Genomic DNA, 16466 nt, shown 5'->3' on the forward strand with positions numbered 1-16466 from the left:
TTATTGAGACTAGAAACGCTATCATTCCTCATTTTTCTCTTTACACTTCAACGCTCTACCAATCAAATAGAAATTTCTTATTTTCTCATCTGGGTGTATCTCATAGCTTGTTTTTTCTCCAGTCAGTATGCGGGCATCTTCATAAAACACACTCTTACCATAACCGAACCGATAGGCTAATAAACATTGAATGTAAAACCAGTAAGTACGATGAGAAGCATTTATCACTTCTGACATTTGCACATCCACAAAGGTGAATAAATCACTTTCAATTCTTAACTGATTTACCAAGAAGATACACAATTGGTTTGAATGTCCTAGGGTCATCTCAAAATAATTTGATACATCATTAGCAACAAAATCGAAGTGGTCGACATAATGCAAAATCCTACCAGAACTCTCATAAAACTCATTCACGGTAAATACTCTTTCACCAGCATAGAAAGCCAATAAAAATTCCTCTAAATCAGAGCCATCTTCAGGAGCAAAATGAATATCTAAGTGTTTTGAGAAAGCATTTAAGAGTTTCGGCAATACATCTTTTACGTTCAGATACGCCCGCTCAACAGAACTCCTTCTTTCTGTTGCAGCCAACTGATCTCTAGCAATTTCTAACTGTACTTTTTGCTCTTCAAGCATTTTCTCCTGGCTGTCAATCAACAGCTTCTGTTGCCTCAACGTAACCACAAAAGCAAACAGTGTGCCTACAACAGCCGTAACCCCAATCGTTCCCGACAGATAAGTTGCAAAATCAGCCCAATCGGAAGGATCATCAGACGTAGGCCAACTGCCAAATTTAAGAAAAAAAGCTCCTAAAAAAACGCTGGCAATTACTACTGCCCAAACAACGATCAAACCGTACTGTGAACGCACGCTTGCTTCTCCTTTAGGTTTCCTTAGGCCAACAGTATCAGAAGAGACTGAAACAATCTGCACGGTGTAAACCGCCCCACTCACACCCAGCACCGCTACCACCCTCCCCCAAGCCCCCGCACGATACCTGCATGAATTCACCCTTTTCGTTACTCGAACAGTGAACCTGCGCAGGAGCCACCATGGCACTCGATCAATACCACCACGGCGTGCGCGTTGCGGAAGTCAACGACGGCACGCGCACTATCCGCACCGTCTCCACGGCGGTGATTGGCGTGGTCTGCTCCGCATCCGATGCGGATGCCACCACCTTCCCCCTTAACCAGCCCGCCTTGGTCACCAATGTGGATACCGCCATTGGCAAGGCGGGCACTCAAGGCACGCTGAAAGACACCCTCACCGCCATCAGCCAGCAGGCCAAGCCGATCATCGTCGTGGTGCGGGTGGCCGAAGGCGAAACCGAGGAAGAAACCACCGCCAATGTAATCGGCACCACCACCGAGCTAGGCGAGCGCACCGGGCTGCAGGCGCTGCTCACCGCCAAACAGAAGCTGGGCGTCACACCGCGCATTATTGGTGTGCCTTACCTGGATACCCAGCCGGTGGCCAACGCCATGGTCTCGGTGCTTCAGCAGCTACGCGCCTTTGGCTACGTGTACGCCCACGACTGCGAGACCATTACCGAGGTCACCGCCTACCGCGACCAGTTTGGCGCCCGAGAGCTCATGGTCATCTGGCCCCAGTGGCAGGCGTTCGATACCGACGAAGCCGATACAGTCGATATCAGCCCCGTGGCCATCGCCCTGGGCCTGCGCGCCAAGCTGGATCAAACCGTGGGTTGGCACAAAACCATCAGTAACGTGGTGGTCAACGGCGTCACCGGCATCAATAAAGACGTGTTCTGGGATCTGCAAAGCCCCGCCACCGATGCGGGCCTGCTCAACGCCGCCGATGTCACCACCCTGGTCAACCAGAGCGGTTACCGCTTCTGGGGCTCGCGCACCTGCGCCGGGCCGCAAAGCCTCTTCCCGTTCGAGAACTACACGCGCACCGCGCAGATCATCGCCGACACCGTGGCCGAAGCCCACCTATGGGCGGTGGATCTTCCCCTGCACGCCTCACTGGCCCGAGACATTATCGAAGGCCTGAACGCCAAGTTCCGCGAGCTGAAAACCCTGGGGTTGATTGTCGATGGTAGCGCCTGGCTGAACGAAGAGCTCAACACCCAGACCTCCCTCAAGGCTGGCAAGCTGCGCATCGACTACGACTACACGCCGGTACCGCCGCTGGAAGATCTCGGCTTCCAGCAGCGCATCACCGACACCTACCTGGCCGACTTCGCCGAGCGCGTCGCGGCCACCGCCTGAACTGACTAGCGAGAGACTCCATGGCACTCCCCAAAAAGCTCAAAGACCTCAACCTGTTCAGCAATGGCGAGAGCTGGCAGGGCATCGTCCAGTCGATCACCTTGCCCACTCTCACCCGCAAGATCGAAGAGTGGCGCGGCAGCGGCATGGACGGTGCCGTGGGTATTGATATGGGCCAGGACGGCCTGCTCACCGTTCAATGGACGGTGGGCGGGCTGGTCGAAAGCCTGTTCGACAACTTCGGCACCGCCCGCATCGATGCCGACATGCTGCGCATGACCGGCAGCTACGAACGCGACGATATCGAAGACGCCTCCGCCGTCGAAGTCGTCATGCGTGGCCGCCACACCGAGATCGATATGGGCGACGCCCAATCCGGCGAGAACACCGAACACCAGGTCACCAGCACGCTCAGCTACTACAAGCTCACCATCGACGGCTCCACCAAGATCGAGATCGACTTGGTCAACGGTGTGTTCAAGGTCAACGGTGAAGACCGCCTCGCTGGCCGCCGCCAACGTCTGGGTATTTAACCGCCCCTTTTCTTTTAGCCCCACACATTCAACAGGTACACCACCATGACCAAAGCAGCCGTTACCCAAGCCATCGCTGTCACCATCACGCTGGATACCCCGCTTACCCGGGGCGAAACCGAGATCACCGAACTGCGCCTGCGCAAACCCACCTCTGGCGAGCTGCGCGGCATCTCACTGGCCGATGTGCTGCAGATGCAGACCGACGCGCTGATCACCCTGATCCCGCGCCTCTCCACACCATCGCTCACCGCGACCGAAGTACGCCAGATGGACCCGGCCGACCTGGTCCAGTGCGGTGGCGAGATCGCCGGTTTTTTGCTCACGAAGCGGGCCAAGGGCGAGAGCGAATAAACCTACCTGGCTGTGTGGAAGACGCGATGGCGGATCTCGCCATCGTCTTCCACTGGAGCCCGGAAGACTGCGCCGACTTCAGCCTGCGGGAGCTAATGGAGTGGCGGGAACGGGCGCGAAAGCGCAGCACACCCACGGAAAGCAGGAGCCAGCGTGGCGCGTGATCTAAAGCTGCAGGTAATACTCAACGCCGTCGACCGGGCTACCCGCCCGCTCCGGGCGATTGATCGCGCCTCCCAGGGCGCGTCCCAGGCCATGCGCGAAAACCGCGATCGCTTAAAGCAGCTTCAGGCCACCCAGAAAGACGTTAGCTCCTTTCGCACCCTGACCCGGCAATCCACCAGCACCACCACCGCCCTGCGCGAACAACAGGAACGCATCCGCCGCCTCTCCCAGCAGATGCAATCGAACCAGGGCGATACCGCTGCCCTGGCCGCCGAGCGCCAAAAGGCCATTACCCAAGCCCGCCGACTGACCCAACGCTACGATGAAGAACGCCAGCAGTTGCAGCGGCTGCGTACCTCGCTGAAAAATAACGGCGTCAGCACCGAACACCTCTCCCGCGATCAACGGCGGCTGACCAGTGAGATACAGCAGGCCAACACCGCCGTGGATGAGCAGCGGCAACGGTTAAAGCGGCTAGCTGAACAGCAGCGCAACGCTGCCCAAGCCCGTGGCCGATACGACCGCGCCATGAGCATGCGCAACAACATGGCGGGTACCGGTGCAGGCATGGCGGCCAGTGGTGGTGCTGCGCTATACGCCGGGGCGCGTTTGCTGGCCCCAGGCGTAGAGTTTGGTGAGTCGATGTCTCGGGTGCAGGCGCTCACCCGCATGGAGGCCGACGACGAACGCTTCCAGGCCCTTCGCCGACAGGCGCGAGAACTGGGGGCCACCACCGCCTTTAGCGCCGGGCAATCCGCTGATGCGCAAGGCTACCTCGCCATGGCAGGCTTCGACCCGAACGCCATTCAGGCCGCCATGCCGGATATGCTCGACCTGGCACTGGCCAACCGCACCGACCTCGGCCGCACGGCGGATATCTCCTCGAATATCCTATCGGGCTTCGGACTAGACCCCGCCGAAATGAGCCGCGTGGGCGATGTGCTGACCGCCACCACCACCCGGGCCAACGTGGACCTGGAGATGCTCGGCGAGTCGATGAAGTACGTCGCGCCCCAGGCCCGGGCCATGAATATGTCACTGGAACAGTCCGCCGCCATGGCCGGGCTGCTTGGCAACGTGGGTATCCAAGGCAGCCAGGCGGGCACCACGCTGCGCGCCATGGTCACCCGCCTGGCCGCACCTACGGGTGCCGCCGCCAGCGCGCTGGCAGATCTAGGCGTCAACGCCAAGGACGCCCAAGGCAACCTGCGCGACATCCCCCGCATTCTCACCGATGTGGCCCGTGCCACAGAGGCAATGGGCAACGCCGACCGTGCCGCCTACCTGAAGGATATCTTCGGTGAAGAGCCCGGCGCAGGCATGGCCGAACTGATCGCCCAGCAGGGAAGCGAGGGTATCGAGCAGTTTGTGGAGATCCTCACCAACGCCGCCGGTGAAAACGCCCGTGTGGCCAAAACCATGGCCGACAACATCGGCGGCGATCTCAAATCGCTCAAATCGGCCTGGGAAGAGGTGGGGATCTCCATCACCGACACCAACAACGGCCCGCTGCGTCAGCTGATTCAAAACGTCACCAGCATTACCCGTGGTGTGGGCAGTTGGATCAACGAAAACCCACGGTTGGCCGGCACCATCGCCAAAGTGGCTGCCATCCTGGCGGTACTGGTCACGGCGGGCGGCATGCTCACGCTGATGCTCGCCTCCATCCTCGGCCCCATCGCCATGGTGCGCTATGGCATGACGTTGGTCGGCCCGCAGATCCTAATGGCGGGCAAAGCCTTCCTGTGGCTGGGCGGCGTGTTCCGCACGGTGTCGATGTTCCTGCTCGCTAACCCGATTGGCGTGGCCATCGCAGCAATCGCCGCCGCGGCTTACGTGATCTACCGCCATTGGGAACCGATCAAAGCATTTTTCCAAGGGCTGTGGCAGCAGGTAAAAGACGCGTTCAATAACGGCATAAGCGGCGTGGCGCAGCTGCTAATGAACTGGTCGCCGCTCGGCCTAATTTACCGGGGCATAACCTCCGGCCTTTCTGCGCTGGGTGTCGAGATCCCCGAGCAGTTCAGCTCGCTGGGCAGCTCCATTGTGGAAGGCATCATTGGCGGGCTAACCGGCAAGCTAGGCGAGCTACGTAGCCGAGTGACCGATATGGCCGGTAGCGTAAAAAGCTGGTTCGCCGACGTGCTGGATATCAACAGTCCTTCCCGAGTGTTTACCCAGTTAGGCGGCTACACGGTGGACGGCCTGAATCAAGGGCTTGCTGCCCAACAGGATGAACCTGCCAAGCGTGTTCGCGAGATCGCCCGCCGAGTGACCCGCGCAGGGGCTGGGCTGGCACTGGGCGCCGCTACCCTACCTGCAGCAGCGATGCCCAGCATCGAGCAGCAAGCGCCTATTCAGTTTGATAACCGCCCGCCGCTGACTGCTTCCAGCGCTCAAGCAGGCGGCTTCAGCATGGGCGATATCAATATCAACGTCACCCCTGCCCCCGGCATGAACGAACAGCAGCTCGCCCAGTACGTGGCGCAGGAAGTGCAGCGCGCCCTGGCCAACGCCCAACGCGATGCCCAGGCACGGCAGCGTTCGTCACTGCGCGACCTCGATTAACCGGAGTACTCATCATGTTAATGGCGTTAGGCATGTTCGTGTTTGAAACCCGCACCGTGCCCTACCAAGAACTCAAACGCATTTCAGAGTGGCGCCACCCCAGCCAATCCCGCGTGGGTGAACGCCCCGCCTATCAATTTGTTGGGCCAGGGGCTGACACCATCACGCTCAGCGGTACCCTGCTACCCACCTTCACCGGCGGCCGCTTTAGCCTGGATGAGATCCGCGAGATGGCCGACCAGGGCAACGCCTGGCCGCTGGTGGAAGGTACCGGCCGCCAGTACGGCTTATGGGTGGTCACCCGCGTGGAAGAAACCAGCACGCATTTTTTCCGTGACGGTGCCGCTGAAAAAATCGAGTTCAACCTCACGCTCGAGCACGTGGATGACGAACGCACCGACCTGATCGGTCGGCTGGCACTGCCCGCCGTGGCGCGCCTGGCTGGGGGCTACGTATGAACGCTTACCCAAAGCCCAGTTACCGCATTACGCTGGATGGCACCGATATCACCCCGCGCATTAACGGCCGCCTGATCAGTTTGACCCTACGCGAGCAGCGCGGGCTGGAAGCCGACCAACTGGATATCACCCTGGCGGATCACGATGGCCAGCTCGCCATTCCCCCACGAGGCGCCGAGCTACAGGTGGCGTTTGGCTGGCAGGACGAAGGGCTGATCGACAAGGGCCGCTTTACGGTAGATGAAGTGCAGCACAGCGGCACGCCCGACCAGCTCACCATCCGCGCCCGCTCGGCGGATATGCGCGGCCAACTGCCCGGCAAGCGCACCCAGAGCTGGCATGATGTAACGCTGGGCGAGATCGTCACCACCATCGCCGGTCGCAACAGCATAGAGCCAGTGGTGGCCGCCGCCCTCAACGGCATCCGCATTGGCCACATCGACCAAACCGACGAATCAGATCTAAATTTTCTTACACGCTTGGGCGAACGCTACGATGCCATTGCCGCCATTAAAGCCGGGCGCCTGCTGTTCACCGTGGCAGGCGAAGGCCTCACCGCCAGCGGCCAAGCCATGCCCGCCATCACCCTCATCCGCCGCGACGGCGACCAACACCGCTACAGCGTGACCGATCGCGACGCCTACAGCGGCGTAAAAGCCTACTGGAATGACACAAGAGGCGCAGAGCGCAAAACCGTACTCGCAGGCAGCGGCGACAACGCCAAACAGCTACGCCCCACCTATGCCACGGAAGACGACGCCCTAGCCGCCGCCCGCGCCGAATGGCAACGCATCCAGCGCGGCCTGGCAGAGTTTGAGCTAACGCTGGCACTGGGGCGGGCGGATATTCTGCCGGAATCGCCGCTAACGCTTAGCGGGTACAAGCCGCAGATTGACGCCACCCCCTGGCTGGTGGCGGAAGTGACGCACTCGCTTAATGATGGAGGGTTTGGGACGCAGGTGAGATGTGAGATTAAAACCGCAGAACCAACCTCATTTTGATTGATAAGCTAAGAAATTCATCAGCCCTTTAGCTGATAGACATATTGATGGGGCATTTAACCCGCTAAGCCTACTTACCTTGTCTCATACTGGTCTCTAGGGAACCCATAAGTTTTAAAAAGAGGCTGGGGACGATGATAAACAATAAAAAAATGAGCCGAAGAGCCTTCGTGACCAGTGCAAGCCTGGGTGGCAGTGCACTTTTTTACTATCCTATCAACGTGTTGGGTCAGGAGAGAGGCGTTTATCTAGATATAGAGGCCTACGATACAATCAATGCGATTAAAGCTTCAGCGAAGCAAGAACTTGCTCTCCTATGCCTGAATCCTTCACCCGATGACCAAATCAGTGGCAGCAATGATGTTCTCAACAAGCTTCAGGATGAACTGGACAGTATCGCTCCTGCACTCGATGAGCTTGATGATATTGCAGGGGAGGAATGGACACGTACCAACTTGACCCCTGCTCCATTCAATGAGGATATTCCTCTACGTGATGTAAGCGAGATCAATTCATTTTTGTCTCAATCAACACGCCACCCCTGCAAGGAAGCAGTTCTCCGGATATTAGCCGATGTGTTCAATGTTGAAATGCGATATATCGATGATTTTGAGAGGTTTCTAGAGGAGCAAAATCAATCTATTTACGTCGACGGGATGGCTGAATCAATTGAACAAGAAGATAACAACAAGCTTAGAAACTATGTGGAGCTACTTATAAACGAATTATCTATTAGCGAGGCTATTAAACAGGGTATTGAGACGGCTCAGTCACCCATAGTACGCGCGTTAATAAGGTGGTTATTAAAGCGTTCTTTTCCATTTGTAGGGATGTGCTTGGCTATTATGGATGTCGTTATCAGTCTGATTCAGCAGCGCTATCACATTTTAGAGTGCGCTCATTCAGTCAGAAATTAAAAACCCCAGCCATCCATGGCCGGGGGCTCATCCCGTTGCCGCAATCTTCTGGCGAAACCCTAAGGTAACGCGTGCTACTTGGCGACTAGTCCACTATGTCAAATCTGCTTAGCCAATGATGTAAGCAATTAACCATATTTTTGTAAGAAATTTCTGACATCTCACCCAATTCGGCACCACCAACATTTATACCGAAATCATATTATCGTCATCCGGCGGCGGGTTGTTCCGCAAATGATCTTTCACTTCCAAGATAATTTGATTCATCGTTTCTGCGCGTGGTTTAAGTTTTTCTGCCCACGGCCTACCTGGATGCAATACATCCCATCTGGGACGTAAGCCCGCATGGCGTCCACTCCCTGGGTCATGGTTTCCAAAGCCATCTATTAAATTATTCCAAATAGGTGAGAACTTTGAGATCAGTAGGGATTCCCCTAACGGGATCCAGATATCATCTACTATTAAAAAACGACAAAAAAAATCTTCTATGCGAAGATTCTCTACATTCTCAAGGCTTTTTCGATGATCATTTAGCCTTTTAAACAGAGTCTCTGTAACTGCTGGTGATAACTTACCCTTCCTGGCCCCTGCTGGAACTGCTTTCCCAACGTAAATCGGCGCTGTATACGAGCCATTGGAGTTTCGCTTAGCTATTTCCTGATATGCCGGAAAATCACCTGAGTAATATATGGCATATACACCTGCTCCGTTGAATTTGGCTAGATCGGTCAAAGAATGAACCGGCTGACGGAGCATTGCCTGCCCAACACTCTCGCCCAGGTGTTGCTTATCAAGAGGATTGAAAGGGTAGATATTGTCGGTCATGCCATCTTCCTATTGTTTTGGCGTTTTAACTGGCGAAGTTGTGTTATCGCCAATTGCTCTGCCACGGAGCTGGCTACCATCCGACCCAAAGCTACGGGTACTGCATTACCTAATTGGCGCATAGTCTCACCCCATGCACCGTGAAACACATAACCATCGGGAAAGGTCTGCAATCTTGCAGATTCGCGCACTGTAAAGTAACGAACGCTGCCATCCTCATTGACCATCATATTTTCACCGCCAGGCACGCCATGAGCACCGGCCTTCAAGGTTTTTGATGGTAAATCTAAGGGGCTACCTGTATGGCCGGTATAGACTCGCGCGCCATCCTGGAAGAGGTGATTGCGAAACTTACTCGCACCTTTCGCGCGTGGATCCGGTACATCAATGAGTGCATCGCGAACAGTACGCCAAGGCTTTTCTATCCCTGGGAGTAATTCATTCGCTAATTTGCCCACACGTTTTTCAAGCCGCGAAGGAATAGCCGGTATTTTGTTCTGTGCAATATGGTGTCGACGCCAGTAGTCACCGGTTACCCACTGTGAATATAACAAAGCATCAAATGAGTGCGTCGCTCTAGGGAAAGACCACTCAGCACCAAGATCAGACCGGAAACCCACGATAAAAACACGTTCACGCTTTTGAGGAATACCATAATCAGCAGCGTTTACGAGTGTAGGCACCACGTTGTAAGTCAGACCGCTTATATGAAGAGCGCCAGAAGTTTTTTCTTCCTGCAGCCTTTTAAGATGTTCAGCCCAGGTCTCTCCATCTCGTCGAGCCACTTCCGGGAACTCAAGCTGCAGCAAGATGTACTGGTAATAATTAGCAAAACTGGACCGGGTCAACCCTTTCACGTTCTCAATGATGAAAGCTTTCGGCTTTAAACGTCGCACAACATCAACAGTGGCAGGAAACATGTCCCTATCATCGCCAAACGCTTTGTGCCTTCCACCCATCGAAAATGGCTGGCAAGGAGGGCCACCTGCTACTAGGTCTATATCTTCAGGAATACTTGCCCAATCGAACTCACGGACATCACCAGACCAAAGCGGCCATCCATTGACTAGTGGGTAACCATTTTTTTGATTTTCCCGAATCGTATCGCAGGCCCATCGATCCCATTCCACGACTGCCAACGACTCAAAGCCAGCAAGAGAGACCCCCATAGCTAGCCCCCCCGCACCTGCAAACATTTCAACTGACTTCAACATACTCAGACCCTGCTAAGCTATTAATAAATAATATTATTTAATTACAAAAACCACACACTCTTGGTGACAAAAACTTGGCAGCTATCCTAATACTGTCACAGTATTACAGCAGATTGGTAAACGTCTGCCGATATTTTCAAAGCTCGCAGACGATACCGAAACCCGCCTCTGGACACCAGCCAGCTTTTCGTTGATGGGCTTGCCTACACCGCCCAGCACCGCGCCTGCCTCACCACCACACCCTTAAACTGCTGTACGGTCACGAAGCAGCCCTGGCCACCGTTCGTTGGTAACAACCGGCAGCGGCTGCCCACACGGTGGGACTTAAACAACCGATACTCTCCTTCCACCTCTGCCACTACGAGATCGCCGTGGCCAAACGATCTGGCTTCATCCACCACCAGCACATCTCCCTCCATCCATGGCCCGCCTGGGCGTGCGTCTTCGCTTATTTCCACCAGAAAGCAGCTGGGTGGAAATTTTCGGCCATCCATCTCGGCTACTGCCGGGTGCTTCACGCCCACCACTGCTGGCCCCAAGTAATTTACTCGCATGCTATTGCCCTGTGCTTGCTCCCCATTAAGCGACGTACATTAGCGTTCGCCTGTCGCTTTCCCTGCTGCCAATACTGTATAAACAAACAGCATTTAACAAGGGTTATGGAGGCAACATGATTGGGCTGGTGGACTGCAACAACTTCTACGTCAGCTGTGAACGGGTGTTCAACCCCAAGCTGGAAGGCCGTCCGGTGGGCATTATGTCCAACAACGATGGCTGCATTATCGCCCGATCGGAAGAGCTGAAAGCGCTGGGTATCGAGATGGGCACCCCTGCCCATCAGGTGCGTCACCTGGTCGAACGTGGCGAGATCGTGTTGCACTCCTCCAACTATGAGCTGTACGGCGATATGTCCCACCGGGTGCAAGGCATCCTGGAGCAGGAAACCGCCGGTGTAGAGCCCTACTCCATTGATGAAATGTTTGTGCGCATGGATGGCTTCGAGCCGGAAGCGCTGCAGGCGCACGCCCAATCCCTGCACAGAAAAGTCCGCCGCGGCACCGGCATTCCCGTGTGTGTTGGCGTCGCCGCTACCCACACCCTCGCCAAGCTGGCCAACCGCGTTGCCAAGAAGCACCCCGCCTACCCAGGCGTGTGCATCCTTCATGCGGATAGCGTCAAAGCCAAACACCTGCTGCAGCAAATTGAGGTGAGCGATGTATGGGGCGTTGGCCGCCGTTTAAACGAGCGCCTGCAGATCCTCGGCATCAACACTGCCTGGGATCTCCGCGAAGCGGACGCCAAGCGCCTACGGCGTAAGTTCTCGGTGAACATGGAACGCACGGTGCTGGAACTACGCGGCATCAGTTGCCTGGAGATGAACGACTTCAATGAACCACGCAAACGCATCATGACCAGCCGCTCCTTTGGCCGCCCCACCACACAGCTTTACGACCTACAGGGCGCTATTCGCCAACATGCCCAACGGGGCGCTGAAAAGCTACGCGAGCAGAAGAGCCTCGCCCGCGCCGTGCTGGTGTTTCTCAAAACCGACCGCTTCCGGCCCGACCTGCCCCAATACTCCCCCAGCCTAGCGGTGGAAATGGAACGCCCAAGCCAGGACACCCGCGACATACTTCATGCCGCCCAAGAGGCGCTATGCAAGATCTACCGTCCCAAATACGGCTACAAGAAAGCGGGCGTGATGTTGATCGACCTGACCGACGAGAACCGCCAACAGCTCAGCCTGATGGACACACCGCAAACGGAAGAGGAACGCCAGCGCAGCCAAAAGCTAATGGCCACCATGGACGCGTTGAACGAGAAGATGGGAAAAGGAACGGTACGCCTAGGCCTTCCAGAAAAGAACGCCCCCTGGCACCTACGCTGCGCGAACCGAAGCCCGCGCTATACGACGAATTGGGGTGAGCTGATGGTGGCGTATACGGATGAGGGGGCGGCGCAAAGAGGTAGGAGGAACTCACATCTTAAAAACTGCTGATAAACCTAATCAGGACTGTACACTATTCTTAGCTTCGCCTAGCTGAGCTTATGCCTTGGCTGGCCACTAATATCGATGAATAAAAAGGGATAGGGGACAATGAGAGGAGAATTCAAGCGATGGCTAATCGAAATACAAGAGGAAGCACTTGCATATAAACGCGAACAGGCACGCGCTGCTGGAGATGAAGCTAGATGGAAAAGCTTTATCTGGAAAAGCCCTGTCAAGAATAACGCCATCAAAGACCGTTTCAGGGATGAGGGAGCCCAGCGGGGTTACAGGTCGCGTCCTTCACATGAGACCAAAGCTGGACAATGGCTCTACGACTTCGTATGGCGTGAGTTTGACGAGAACAACAATCTCCTTAAAGTCGTACTGACCATGGAGATCGAGGTGTCTGAATCAAAGATTTCCTCGCTATTGTACGACTTCCATAAGCTTCTCCAAGCCGACTCAGAATATAAGGTTTTTGTTTACCAGACCAAGACAGAGGCAGATGTTCTGGCCGCTATGAGCGCCCTCAAGACTGCCGCTCAGCATTACCAGAGCAAGTCAGAATCAAAATATCTGCTATGCGGATGGAGCACCCAGCTAAATATCTTTAGCTTTGATAAATTAGACCACGGCATTGATATACATAACAATCTTATTAATAAGTAATCCAGGCAAACAAAAGAGTTAAAGTAAGCCCCGCTAAAATTATCAAACTGCCCCTTCAACTAATTTCATTCGTCGTGGCCTAAACCATTCAAATACAAGAGAGGTGTAGAAACAATAAATTCTATTAACAAAATAAGAAATTATAAAAAACCTTAACAGCTTTCATAAATCAATACAATAAAAATTAATGATTACTAAAAACATTCAACCTAGTATCCCTCAGGTATTCTTCCATAGAGCAGACAAGGATCTGTAAATTAGCAAAAACAAATTGTGCTCTCTCTTCAAACCTATAAGGATTAGCCAATCTCAAGTAATCAGTAGCTCCTTGTATATGTTTTTTGATATTCTCAAGCTCAATTTCAGTTTTATCAAAACCACTACCAACAGGAATCTTAGCCCTGATATGCTGAGCATAAACTAAAGAACGATTTACACAAGAATCAATTTTCTCTTTATCACCATTATCTTTCGCTTCACTCAATTCTTCTAAAACACTCTTTAATTGATCTAAAATTTCAGGAATTCGTGCCCTTCTCAGCATCACCAACTGAATATCTCTAGTTTCTTTTTTGATCAGCTGAGTTTGACGTAAAACGTAAACGCTCACAGCAGCACCCAATAACGAAGAAACATCGATTAAAAGCCTCACAACATCCAATTTAAAAAGATCATATAAAAACATAACTAACCCCTATTCCTTTTAACAATTGAAATTTAGCAGCAAAAAAACATCTAAATAAAATTTAATCAAATTTTCTGTTTACAAGTAACATCTTGAATTTTGATATCCCTTAGTCGGGCAGGCCCAATACCAGAAATACGTGTCAGGTGATTGACCGACACCCAAGGCCGTTGGCTAATCAAATCATCCACACGGTCTTCACCAATATGGACAATTCCAACCAACTCATCTCTGGAAGCTGTATTCAAATCAATGCAGTCTTCACTAAAACTTATTTCTTGCTCAACTGGCTGAGTAGGGATCTCAACAGCAAGATCAGTGGCATCATGAATTAGGTTATCACCAAATGTGGCAAGGATAGGGGCATGGTCAGATACATAGCGCCGCGCAGCTTCATGTGACCAGTAGTCGCCTCTTTCACTTAGCAATTCCGGAAACGTTAAAATACCCACTTCGCTGATTGGCAGATCATGGTTTAAAGGCACAATAATGTTGTCGTACAGATTGGCATACTGCCGATCTTTACTGGATAACGTAGTCGAGCCGGAAGTGACTAGAGGCTGCGCGACTTCAAATAATTCTGCCCAAGCTTCATGGCTGGGCCGCATATTAAAATCGCCAACAAGCATGCGCTGGTTGGCTGACTCGGGGTAAACCTCTGCCAACCAGTCCCAATATGAACGTAACGCGTGAATTTCAGGAGTACGATCGCTGATGCTTGTGCCATAAGTGATATGAACTGTAGCCAACACAAAATTCGTATCGCTTTCTAGTGATTTAAAACGGGCAGAGTACGGTTCACGTGCAAACGCATTACGATCATCTATATAAATAACCGCCCCGTCTTCATAGGTCACTGTTGAGTCACGCCAAAGAAACGCATACATCTCTTGGTAGCGGGATGAGCTTCCCATCAGATGCGAGTGCATGGAACTCCATTCTTCACCTGATGACTCTTCCAACATTATTTCAAGGGCTCCTAGCGCTTCAGTATTCATCAACTCTTGAATCGCAAGAATGTCGAACTGGTTGGCTACCTCGGTGACTGCAACAATATTTTTCTGCTCACCCCATCCAAAATTCTGAATGTTCCAACTACCAATTTTAATATCGGCTAAAGCAGGCCACGAAAGCACTAGGCAGACTAGCAGCGCTGGTTGTAAGAGCTGTGTAACACTCTTGCTGTAACTCATTCCCTGTTCCCTACTACTAGGCAGCATCAAAACGCCGTTATTTATATATTTTTTTGCAGTTACACAATTCTGCCAATCCGAATCTCACACCGCCCCAGTATCTCCACATCATGCATATCCTGCGGCTTAATCATTTCCGGCTGGTAGTGGTCGTTGTCGCTGATCAAGTACAACGCCCCGCCCGCTAGGCGCTGCACCCGCTTAATCCGTCGTTCTCCACTAACAAGCAGTAAAAACACCCCTTCCTGTTTCGGATCGCGGTTGCTGCGATCCACCAGTACCCAGTCGCCATCGGCCAGGGTGCCGTCCATAGAATCACCGCGCACCTTAATGCCTACCACCTGCGCGGGGTCCAGCCCCTTGTCGGCCAGCTCACTGCTGGGAAAGTGCAGCGTGGTTTGCACTGGTTCACCTTCAAAACTGCGGCCCGCGCCGGCGGCAGCTTCGATGTCGTACATCATCACCGGCACTAAATCCGGCCCTGGCTCAGTCACAGGCAAGCCAAGGGGCTGAGCATCGGATGTGCCTGCACGTACACCTGTCAAAACGTAGGAAATATCCACGCCAATATTTGCTAGCCGAGCAACTAGGTCAGCAGAACATTTCTGTCTTCCAGCAAGCACGTCTTTCAAGCGCTGAGGTGAGTTTTCACCCGCGCGTCTGGACGCTTCAGCCAGAGAAAGCCCAAGGATAGATATTTCTTCCCTAATCCTTTGGGGTATATTTTCCACCAATCCGATTGACACGGTAGGATATCTCCACCATTCTATTAATGTCTTTCACTCTAAAACACTACGCAAAGGGAACCACTGCCATGGTCACCATCATTGCCACCATTGTTATGCCGTCCACTCAGACCACCCTGTTCCGCGGGGTCGAAGTGGAGCTTGACCGCTGCTCTGAACAAACCCGCCGCCACATCGAAACCGCATTGAAGCGCGGTACCAACACGCCTAACCCACTGGCGGATCTTGAAGCGCTGGAAGAGCGCATCACCGCCGAAGCCGTGGGCGAACTCGCTGCCCTGATGCTGGCCTGTAACGCCTCTAGCGATGAAGTCGAAGACGCCCTTTGCGAACTGCGCACCTACATGGATGAACACTTCCTGCAGCGCAAGCTGGTACGCCTTTACGAGCGTTAATACAGACGCTCGGTCTCCTTGTTCAAGCTCTCGTTTAAAGTCTTTCACTCTATTAAGGAAGCCTAACCCATGGCCACCACTAACACCATTACCCCAAAGCCAATTTATGCCCCAAAAGGCTGCGATCAGCCTGTGATGACCTACCTCACGGAAAGCGAGTGTGCCGATCTGGAGCGCATTCAGGAGCTGGAGATGCGCACTAAGTCGGCCACCGCTCGCATGCTCATGCTGCGCGGCATCGCCGAGTACGACCAAGACACGCTGAATGCCGAATGACCCTGCCTGCATAAGGATGTTTGCCATGTACCAGGACCCCAAACGCGTGCGCTCTCGTTACGCCGCTCTCAATTTGGATCAGTACGAGGCCCAGTTGATCGACGCGCTGGTGGATTACACCGGCATCGAACGGGCGTCGCTGCTGCGTCAACTGGTGCTGAAAGAAGCACTGGAAACGCTGGGCGTTGCTGATCTCTCTGTTAGCACTGTGCCCCAGCAGGCGTCGTAAAGGCAGGG

20 protein-coding genes are annotated in these 16466 nt (G+C 53.7%); 13 read left to right on the top strand and 7 right to left on the bottom strand.

The features are described 5' to 3' along the window. Positions 1–21 precede the first annotated feature (21 nt). Positions 22–966, bottom strand: a complete 945-nt coding sequence (locus AC5TBW_RS15605) for a hypothetical protein (RefSeq protein WP_495509441.1) — start codon at positions 964–966, stop codon at positions 22–24. 89 nt (positions 967–1055) lie between these two features. On the opposite strand from AC5TBW_RS15605, the gene AC5TBW_RS15610 reads away from it, so the two are divergent. From AC5TBW_RS15610 to AC5TBW_RS15645, 8 genes are all read left to right on the top strand, one after another. Continuing rightward, positions 1056–2240 (top strand): phage tail sheath protein, encoded by a 1185-nt coding sequence (locus AC5TBW_RS15610; RefSeq protein WP_495509442.1) that lies wholly within the window; start codon positions 1056–1058, stop codon positions 2238–2240. Between the two features lie 20 nt (positions 2241–2260). After that, entirely contained in the window at positions 2261–2773 is a 513-nt protein-coding gene (locus AC5TBW_RS15615) for a phage major tail tube protein (RefSeq protein WP_495509443.1), read from the top strand. 45 nt (positions 2774–2818) lie between these two features. Then, on the top strand, positions 2819–3127 hold the full coding sequence (locus tag AC5TBW_RS15620; RefSeq protein ID WP_495509444.1) for a phage tail assembly protein: 309 nt from the start codon (positions 2819–2821) through the stop codon (positions 3125–3127). Positions 3128–3153: 26 nt separating this feature from the next. After that, positions 3154–3291 (top strand): GpE family phage tail protein, encoded by a 138-nt coding sequence (locus AC5TBW_RS15625; RefSeq protein ID WP_133731155.1) that lies wholly within the window; start codon positions 3154–3156, stop codon positions 3289–3291. After that, positions 3281–5860, top strand: a complete 2580-nt coding sequence (locus tag AC5TBW_RS15630) for a phage tail tape measure protein (RefSeq protein ID WP_495509445.1) — start codon at positions 3281–3283, stop codon at positions 5858–5860. Before AC5TBW_RS15625 ends, AC5TBW_RS15630 begins: the two co-directional genes overlap by 11 nt. Before the next feature lie 14 nt (positions 5861–5874). After that, positions 5875–6318, top strand: a complete 444-nt coding sequence (locus AC5TBW_RS15635) for a phage tail protein (protein ID WP_495509446.1) — start codon at positions 5875–5877, stop codon at positions 6316–6318. Then, on the top strand, positions 6315–7319 hold the full coding sequence (locus AC5TBW_RS15640) for a phage late control D family protein (RefSeq protein WP_495509447.1): 1005 nt from the start codon (positions 6315–6317) through the stop codon (positions 7317–7319). Before AC5TBW_RS15635 ends, AC5TBW_RS15640 begins: the two co-directional genes overlap by 4 nt. Positions 7320–7489: 170 nt before the next feature. Next, a complete protein-coding gene (locus AC5TBW_RS15645) occupies positions 7490–8236 on the top strand; it encodes a hypothetical protein (RefSeq protein ID WP_495509448.1) in 747 nt (248 codons plus the stop codon). Between the two features lie 186 nt (positions 8237–8422). On the opposite strand, the gene AC5TBW_RS15650 is transcribed toward AC5TBW_RS15645, so the two are convergent. The 3 genes from AC5TBW_RS15650 to AC5TBW_RS15660 form a co-directional block, all read right to left on the bottom strand. Then, on the bottom strand, positions 8423–9061 hold the full coding sequence (locus AC5TBW_RS15650) for an Eco29kI family restriction endonuclease (protein ID WP_495509449.1): 639 nt from the start codon (positions 9059–9061) through the stop codon (positions 8423–8425). Beyond that, entirely contained in the window at positions 9058–10275 is a 1218-nt protein-coding gene (locus tag AC5TBW_RS15655; RefSeq protein WP_495509450.1) for a DNA cytosine methyltransferase, read from the bottom strand. Before AC5TBW_RS15655 ends, AC5TBW_RS15650 begins: the two co-directional genes overlap by 4 nt. 203 nt (positions 10276–10478) lie before the next feature. After that, positions 10479–10829, bottom strand: a complete 351-nt coding sequence (locus tag AC5TBW_RS15660) for a S24 family peptidase (protein ID WP_495509451.1) — start codon at positions 10827–10829, stop codon at positions 10479–10481. A gap of 116 nt (positions 10830–10945) precedes the next feature. On the opposite strand from AC5TBW_RS15660, the gene AC5TBW_RS15665 reads away from it, so the two are divergent. Then, complete coding sequence (locus tag AC5TBW_RS15665) at positions 10946–12274, top strand: Y-family DNA polymerase (RefSeq protein ID WP_495509452.1); 1329 nt, start codon at positions 10946–10948, stop codon at positions 12272–12274. Positions 12275–12373: 99 nt separating this feature from the next. Continuing rightward, positions 12374–12934, top strand: a complete 561-nt coding sequence (locus AC5TBW_RS15670; protein ID WP_495509453.1) for a hypothetical protein — start codon at positions 12374–12376, stop codon at positions 12932–12934. A 184-nt stretch (positions 12935–13118) separates the two neighbouring features. On the opposite strand, the gene AC5TBW_RS15675 is transcribed toward AC5TBW_RS15670, so the two are convergent. The 3 genes from AC5TBW_RS15675 to AC5TBW_RS15685 all read right to left on the bottom strand — a co-directional run bounded on the left by AC5TBW_RS15675 (position 13119) and on the right by AC5TBW_RS15685 (position 15357). Next, entirely contained in the window at positions 13119–13619 is a 501-nt protein-coding gene (locus AC5TBW_RS15675) for a hypothetical protein (protein WP_495509454.1), read from the bottom strand. A gap of 65 nt (positions 13620–13684) precedes the next feature. Then, complete coding sequence (locus tag AC5TBW_RS15680) at positions 13685–14812, bottom strand: endonuclease/exonuclease/phosphatase (protein ID WP_495509455.1); 1128 nt, start codon at positions 14810–14812, stop codon at positions 13685–13687. 59 nt (positions 14813–14871) lie between these two features. Beyond that, positions 14872–15357: a S24 family peptidase gene (locus AC5TBW_RS15685; RefSeq protein WP_495509456.1), complete on the bottom strand. Its 486-nt coding sequence runs from the start codon at positions 15355–15357 to the stop codon at positions 14872–14874. Positions 15358–15626: 269 nt separating this feature from the next. Here AC5TBW_RS15685 and AC5TBW_RS15690 point away from each other — a divergent pair, with 269 nt between their 5' ends. The 3 genes from AC5TBW_RS15690 to AC5TBW_RS15700 all read left to right on the top strand — a co-directional run bounded on the left by AC5TBW_RS15690 (position 15627) and on the right by AC5TBW_RS15700 (position 16458). After that, a complete protein-coding gene (locus tag AC5TBW_RS15690; RefSeq protein WP_495509457.1) occupies positions 15627–15953 on the top strand; it encodes a hypothetical protein in 327 nt (108 codons plus the stop codon). A 69-nt stretch (positions 15954–16022) separates the two neighbouring features. Beyond that, positions 16023–16229, top strand: coding sequence for a hypothetical protein (locus AC5TBW_RS15695; protein ID WP_133731169.1), 207 nt, complete (start codon positions 16023–16025; stop codon positions 16227–16229). A gap of 25 nt (positions 16230–16254) precedes the next feature. Continuing rightward, positions 16255–16458 carry a hypothetical protein gene (locus tag AC5TBW_RS15700; protein ID WP_227404671.1) on the top strand — a complete coding sequence of 68 codons (204 nt, stop codon included), beginning with the start codon at positions 16255–16257 and terminating at the stop codon, positions 16456–16458. Positions 16459–16466: the final 8 nt, after the last annotated feature.

It is taken from the genome of Vreelandella sp. ssv, assembly GCF_059448525.1.

Bases quoted from the DNA above. Each gene is read 5' to 3' on its own strand.
- AC5TBW_RS15610 (WP_495509442.1), top strand. From the start codon at position 1,056: ATGGCACTCGATCAATACCACCACGGCGTGCGCGTTGCGGAAGTCAAC.
- AC5TBW_RS15615 (WP_495509443.1), top strand. From the start codon at position 2,261: ATGGCACTCCCCAAAAAGCTCAAAGACCTCAACCTGTTCAGCAATGGC.
- AC5TBW_RS15620 (WP_495509444.1), top strand. From the start codon at position 2,819: ATGACCAAAGCAGCCGTTACCCAAGCCATCGCTGTCACCATCACGCTG.
- AC5TBW_RS15625 (WP_133731155.1), top strand. From the start codon at position 3,154: ATGGCGGATCTCGCCATCGTCTTCCACTGGAGCCCGGAAGACTGCGCC.
- AC5TBW_RS15635 (WP_495509446.1), top strand. From the start codon at position 5,875: ATGTTAATGGCGTTAGGCATGTTCGTGTTTGAAACCCGCACCGTGCCC.
- AC5TBW_RS15640 (WP_495509447.1), top strand. From the start codon at position 6,315: ATGAACGCTTACCCAAAGCCCAGTTACCGCATTACGCTGGATGGCACC.
- AC5TBW_RS15650 (WP_495509449.1), bottom strand. From the start codon at position 9,061: ATGACCGACAATATCTACCCTTTCAATCCTCTTGATAAGCAACACCTG.
- AC5TBW_RS15655 (WP_495509450.1), bottom strand. From the start codon at position 10,275: ATGTTGAAGTCAGTTGAAATGTTTGCAGGTGCGGGGGGGCTAGCTATG.
- AC5TBW_RS15660 (WP_495509451.1), bottom strand. From the start codon at position 10,829: ATGCGAGTAAATTACTTGGGGCCAGCAGTGGTGGGCGTGAAGCACCCG.
- AC5TBW_RS15665 (WP_495509452.1), top strand. From the start codon at position 10,946: ATGATTGGGCTGGTGGACTGCAACAACTTCTACGTCAGCTGTGAACGG.
- AC5TBW_RS15670 (WP_495509453.1), top strand. From the start codon at position 12,374: ATGAGAGGAGAATTCAAGCGATGGCTAATCGAAATACAAGAGGAAGCA.
- AC5TBW_RS15675 (WP_495509454.1), bottom strand. From the start codon at position 13,619: ATGTTTTTATATGATCTTTTTAAATTGGATGTTGTGAGGCTTTTAATC.
- AC5TBW_RS15680 (WP_495509455.1), bottom strand. From the start codon at position 14,812: ATGAGTTACAGCAAGAGTGTTACACAGCTCTTACAACCAGCGCTGCTA.
- AC5TBW_RS15690 (WP_495509457.1), top strand. From the start codon at position 15,627: ATGGTCACCATCATTGCCACCATTGTTATGCCGTCCACTCAGACCACC.
- AC5TBW_RS15695 (WP_133731169.1), top strand. From the start codon at position 16,023: ATGGCCACCACTAACACCATTACCCCAAAGCCAATTTATGCCCCAAAA.
- AC5TBW_RS15700 (WP_227404671.1), top strand. From the start codon at position 16,255: ATGTACCAGGACCCCAAACGCGTGCGCTCTCGTTACGCCGCTCTCAAT.